The organism is Kluyvera intermedia (assembly GCF_021440345.1).
GTDB classification, from domain to species: Bacteria; Pseudomonadota; Gammaproteobacteria; order Enterobacterales; family Enterobacteriaceae; genus Kluyvera; species Kluyvera intermedia_A.
In genome coordinates, this window is sequence record NZ_JAKCNS010000080.1 from 1 (window position 1) to 4,935 (window position 4,935).

Genomic DNA, 4,935 nt, shown 5'->3' on the forward strand with positions numbered 1-4,935 from the left:
GGGGTCGCTTCAGAAAACGGAAAAAATCGTACGCTAAGCGTGCGTCGATGCTGGAACCCAGCGATACAGCGTAGGAACGGACACGCCGAGGTTCTTGGCAACGTCCTTGGGTGGCACACCGCTGGCCAGCAGCTTCTTGGCTGACTCGATCTTGCTCCCGGTCATCTTGGGCTTGCGACCGCCCTTGCGGCCAAGCTGACGAGCGACATCCAATCCGGCGCGGGTACGCTCGACGATCAGCTCTCGTTCCATTTCGGCGAGGCTGGCCATGACGTGGAAGAAGAACCGGCCAGAGGGCGTTCCGGTGTCGATGGCGTCAGTCAGGCTCTTGAACTGGGCGCCCTGCTTGTGCAGTTCGCCGACCAGATCGACCAATTGTTTGACGCTGCGCCCCAGGCGATCCAGCTTCCAAACCACCAGGGTGTCACCCTCGCGCAGCATTTCGAGCGTCTTGGCCAAGCCTGGACGGTCGGCCCGCGTGCCGCTCACCTTGTCCTCAAAGACCTTCTGGCATCCAGCCTTGGTCAAGGCTTCGCGTTGCAGTTCAAGATTCTGATCCTGCGTCGAGACGCGCGCATAGCCGATCAACATGGCTTGTCTCGCGCCCGGTCAATCATTTTTCAGCCAAGGCAAAGCCAGCATTGCCTGGAGCCACGACGGAAACGAAAATGAAGGATTCCTTCGAGTCGGTGTTCATGGCTCCGTGAACCTGCCCAGGTTTCGCTACGGCAATTTCTCCGGCCTGGAGCTTGGTAACCACACCGCTTCCTTGGTAGTAACCGGCAGAACCAGAAAGAACAGTCCAAGTGTCTTGACCGTGGGGATGAACGTGAGCGGCAATTTCTTGCCCTGGACGAACATGCCAAACAACGATTGTGGACTCTTCAGTTTCAAGCACCACCGATCGAATAGGCTCGCCATCAGATGGGCGGGCAAACTCCGAAATCGCAAATATTCTTGCTGCAATAGACATAGTGACAACCTCCATTTCATACGTATACGGAAACTCTTTTACACGCCAGAGCCAAGGGCCTACGCGGAGAAGATGTCGGCGATACAAGCGATAACGAGGCCCTGCTTCTCGCGTTGCTCCAGCCGCTCGCTGATGGCTTTCATGATTCCGTCATGGTTCCATCCCATAGTCGTTGCAGTCTTCGTCGTCAGCATCCTGACGCACGGCGGGCAGTTGCTTGAGCAACTCAGGTAGTGCTGCCTGCACGGTGTCCCACACCACATCGAGGTTGATGTCGAAGTAGCCGTGGGCGATGCGGTTGCGCATGCCGCGCATATTGCGCCACGGCACTTGCCCGTGCGCCTGGGCGAACTCGGCATAGCGATCCATCACCTTCGTGACGGCCTCGCCGATGATGATGAGGCTCATGATGACGGCCTGCTGGGTGCGCTTGTCCTCAAGAAAGTCCTCCTTGGCCAAGCCCTCCACGAAGCCGCAGGCATCGGCTGCGGCCTGCTGGATGTGGTCGAGGTAGTCGGGTAGTCGATGGTTCTCGCTCATACCGGCTGCGCCTCCGCGAGCACCTTGGCCCGGAATTTCGGCGGCAGGTCGCCGGGGGTCAGCAGATCGACGTGGAGGCCGAGCAGCGATTCCAACTCGTCTTGCAGGCCGCCCAGATCAAACAGTGTTGCACCAGGCAGCGCATCGACCAGCAGATCGATGTCGCTGCCATCGCGGTCGGTGCCATGCAGCACCGAACCGAAAACGCGTGGGTTCGCGGTGCGGAAACGGCCTACCACTTCACGCACTGCGTTTCGCTTCATGTCAAGCACAACAGACGGTCGCATGGGCATCCTTTCTTATCGAAACTCGTTGAGAGTGTATGGAATCAAGAATAGAATTTCAAGAACTATTTTTGAGAATCGCAATGCCTTGATTTCCCGTGCCGCGCCGGCTGCCTTGGCGGGCTTGTCACAAACCAACGTTTTCAAGAAGGAAACCGCATGCCCCGCCGTTCGATCCTCTCCGCCGCCGAGCGCGACAGTCTGTTGGCGTTGCCAGATACCCAAGACGAACTCATCCGGCACTACACGTTCAGCGAGCCCGACCTGTCACTGATCCGCCAGCGGCGTGGCGACGCCAACCGCCTGGGTGTCGCGGTGCAGTTGTGCTTACTGCGCTTCCCCGGTCAGGGCCTACTGCCCGATGCCGTCGTGCCGGTTCCTCTGCTGCAATGGATCGGACGGCAACTGCGACTCGACGCGACGTGTTGGCCGCAGTATGCCGAGCGGGAGGAAACCCGGCGCGAACACCTGCTCGAACTGCGGACGTACCTGGGCATGGAGCCGTTCGGCCTGGCGCACTATCGGCAGGCTGTCCATGCCACGACCGACTTGGCCTTGCAGACCGACAAGGGCATCGTGTTGGCCAGCAGCGTCCTCGACGCTCTGCGACACCAACACATCATCTTGCCGACGCTGGATGTTGTCGAGCGCGTCTGTGCCGAAGCGATCACCCGCGCCAACCGGCGCATCTACGACTCCTTGGCCGAACCGCTGTCGGACGCACATCGCCGCCGCCTCGACGATCTGCTCAAACGCCGCGACAACGGCAAGACCACTTGGCTGGCCTGGCTGCGCCAGTCCCCGGCCAAGCCGAACTCGCGGCACATGCTCGAACACATCGAACGCCTCAAAGCCTGGCAGGCGCTCGACCTGCCTTCCGGCATCGATCGGCTTATTCACCAGAACCGGCTGCTCAAGATCGCCCGCGAGGGTGGCCAGATGACGCCCGCCGACCTGGCCAAGTTCGAGCCTCAGCGGCGCTACGCCACGCTCGTGGCGCTGGCAATCGAGGGCATGGCCACCGTCACCGACGAAATCATCGACCTGCACGACCGCATCCTGGGCAAGCTGTTCAATGCCGCCAAGAACAAGCATCAGCAGCAATTCCAGGCGTCCGGCAAGGCGATCAATGCCAAGGTGCGGCTGTTCGGCCGCATCGGGCAGGCGCTGATCGAGGCCAAGCAGAATGGCGGCGATCCGTTCGCCGCCATTGAGGCTGTCATGTCCTGGGACGCTTTCGCCGAGAGCGTCACCGAGGCGCAGACGCTCGCGCAGCCCGATGACTTCGATTTCCTGCACCGCATCGGCGAGAGCTACGCCACGCTGCGCCGCTACGCGCCGGAATTTCTCGACGTGCTCAAGCTGCGGGCCGCGCCTGCCGCCAAGGACGTGCTCGATGCCATCGAGGTGCTGCGCGGCATGAACAGCGACAACGCCCGCAAGGTGCCCGCCGATGCACCGACCAACTTCATCAAGCCGCGCTGGCAGAAGTTGGTGATGACCGACGCCGGTATCGACCGGCGTTACTACGAGCTGTGCGCACTGTCGGAACTCAAGAACTCGCTGCGCTCGGGCGACATCTGGGTGCAGGGTTCGCGGCAGTTCAAGGACTTCGAGGACTACCTGGTGCCGCCCGCGAAGTTCGCCAGCCTCAAGCAGACCAGCGAATTGCCGCTGGCCGTGACCACCGACTGTGACCAGTACCTGCACGAGCGGCTGACGCTGCTGGAAACGCAGCTCGCCACCGCAAACCGCATGGCGCAGGCCAACGAGCTGCCAGACGCCATCATCACGGAATCCGGCCTGAAGATCACGCCGCTCGATGCGGCGGTGCCCGACACCGCGCAAGCGCTGATCGACCAGACGGCGATGATCCTGCCGCACGTCAAGATCACCGAACTGCTGCTGGAGGTGGATGAGTGGACGGGCTTTACCCGGCACTTCGCGCACCTGAAATCGGGCGACCTGGCCAAGGACAAGAACCTGCTGCTGACCACGATCCTGGCCGACGCGATCAACCTGGGCCTGACCAAGATGGCCGAGTCGTGCCCCGGCACGACCTATGCCAAGCTGGCCTGGCTGCAAGCCTGGCACATCCGCGACGAAACCTACGGGACGGCGCTGGCCGAGCTGGTCAACGCACAATTCCGGCATCCCTTCGCCGAGCACTGGGGCGACGGCACCACGTCATCGTCGGATGGCCAGAACTTCCGTACCGGCAGCAAGGCCGAGAGCACGGGCCACATCAACCCGAAATACGGCAGCAGCCCTGGGCGGACGTTCTACACCCACATCTCCGACCAGTACGCGCCGTTCCACACCAAGGTCGTGAACGTCGGCGTGCGCGACTCGACCTACGTGCTCGACGGCCTGCTGTACCACGAATCCGATCTGCGCATCGAGGAGCACTACACCGATACGGCAGGCTTCACCGATCACGTCTTTGGTCTGATGCACCTGCTGGGCTTCCGCTTCGCGCCGCGCATCCGCGACTTGGGCGACACCAAGCTCTACATCCCGAAGGGCGACGCCACCTATGACGGGCTGAAACCGATGATCGGCGGCACGCTCAATATCAAGCACGTCCGCGCCCATTGGGACGAAATCCTACGGCTGGCCACCTCGATCAAGCAGGGCACGGTGACGGCTTCGCTGATGCTCCGGAAACTCGGCAGCTACCCACGCCAGAACGGCCTGGCCGTGGCCCTGCGCGAGCTGGGGCGCATCGAGCGCACGCTGTTCATCCTGGACTGGCTGCAAAGCGTCGAGCTGCGCCGCCGCGTGCATGCCGGGCTGAACAAGGGCGAAGCCCGCAACGCGCTGGCCCGCGCCGTGTTCTTCAACCGCCTGGGTGAAATCCGCGACCGCAGTTTCGAGCAGCAACGCTACCGGGCCAGCGGCCTCAACTTGGTGACAGCGGCCATCGTGCTGTGGAACACGGTCTATCTGGAGCGAGCGGCGAACGCGCTGCGTGGCAACGGGCATACCGTCGATGGCACCCTGTTGCAGTACCTGTCTCCGCTAGGTTGGGAGCACATCAACCTGACCGGCGATTACCTGTGGCGCAGCAGCGCCAAGATCGGCGCGGGCAAGTTCAGGCCGCTACGACCGCTGCAACCGGCTTAGCGTACGATTTTT

5 protein-coding genes are annotated in these 4,935 nt (G+C 62.1%); 1 reads left to right on the forward strand and 4 read right to left on the reverse strand.

The genetic code is table 11. The features are described 5' to 3' along the window. Positions 1-33: 33 nt before the first annotated feature. The 4 genes from LZ634_RS19285 to LZ634_RS19300 all read right to left on the reverse strand — a co-directional run bounded on the left by LZ634_RS19285 (position 34) and on the right by LZ634_RS19300 (position 1,800). Positions 34-591, reverse strand: coding sequence for a recombinase family protein (locus LZ634_RS19285; RefSeq protein WP_017901435.1), 558 nt, complete (start codon positions 589-591; stop codon positions 34-36). Positions 592-613: 22 nt separating this feature from the next. Next, on the reverse strand, positions 614-973 hold the full coding sequence (locus LZ634_RS19290; protein ID WP_017901436.1) for a cupin domain-containing protein: 360 nt from the start codon (positions 971-973) through the stop codon (positions 614-616). Between the two features lie 150 nt (positions 974-1,123). After that, complete coding sequence (locus tag LZ634_RS19295) at positions 1,124-1,513, reverse strand: DUF86 domain-containing protein (RefSeq protein ID WP_017901438.1); 390 nt, start codon at positions 1,511-1,513, stop codon at positions 1,124-1,126. Further along, complete coding sequence (locus tag LZ634_RS19300) at positions 1,510-1,800, reverse strand: nucleotidyltransferase family protein (RefSeq protein ID WP_025999361.1); 291 nt, start codon at positions 1,798-1,800, stop codon at positions 1,510-1,512. Before LZ634_RS19300 ends, LZ634_RS19295 begins: the two co-directional genes overlap by 4 nt. A gap of 156 nt (positions 1,801-1,956) precedes the next feature. Here LZ634_RS19300 and LZ634_RS19305 point away from each other — a divergent pair, with 156 nt between their 5' ends. Next, positions 1,957-4,923: a Tn3 family transposase gene (locus tag LZ634_RS19305; protein ID WP_032673378.1), complete on the forward strand. Its 2,967-nt coding sequence runs from the start codon at positions 1,957-1,959 to the stop codon at positions 4,921-4,923. The last annotated feature ends 12 nt before the right edge of the window (positions 4,924-4,935 follow it).

Bases quoted from the DNA above. Each gene is read 5' to 3' on its own strand.
- LZ634_RS19285 (WP_017901435.1), bottom strand. From the start codon at position 591: ATGTTGATCGGCTATGCGCGCGTCTCGACGCAGGATCAGAATCTTGAA.
- LZ634_RS19290 (WP_017901436.1), bottom strand. From the start codon at position 973: ATGTCTATTGCAGCAAGAATATTTGCGATTTCGGAGTTTGCCCGCCCA.
- LZ634_RS19295 (WP_017901438.1), bottom strand. From the start codon at position 1,513: ATGAGCGAGAACCATCGACTACCCGACTACCTCGACCACATCCAGCAG.
- LZ634_RS19300 (WP_025999361.1), bottom strand. From the start codon at position 1,800: ATGCGACCGTCTGTTGTGCTTGACATGAAGCGAAACGCAGTGCGTGAA.
- LZ634_RS19305 (WP_032673378.1), top strand. From the start codon at position 1,957: ATGCCCCGCCGTTCGATCCTCTCCGCCGCCGAGCGCGACAGTCTGTTG.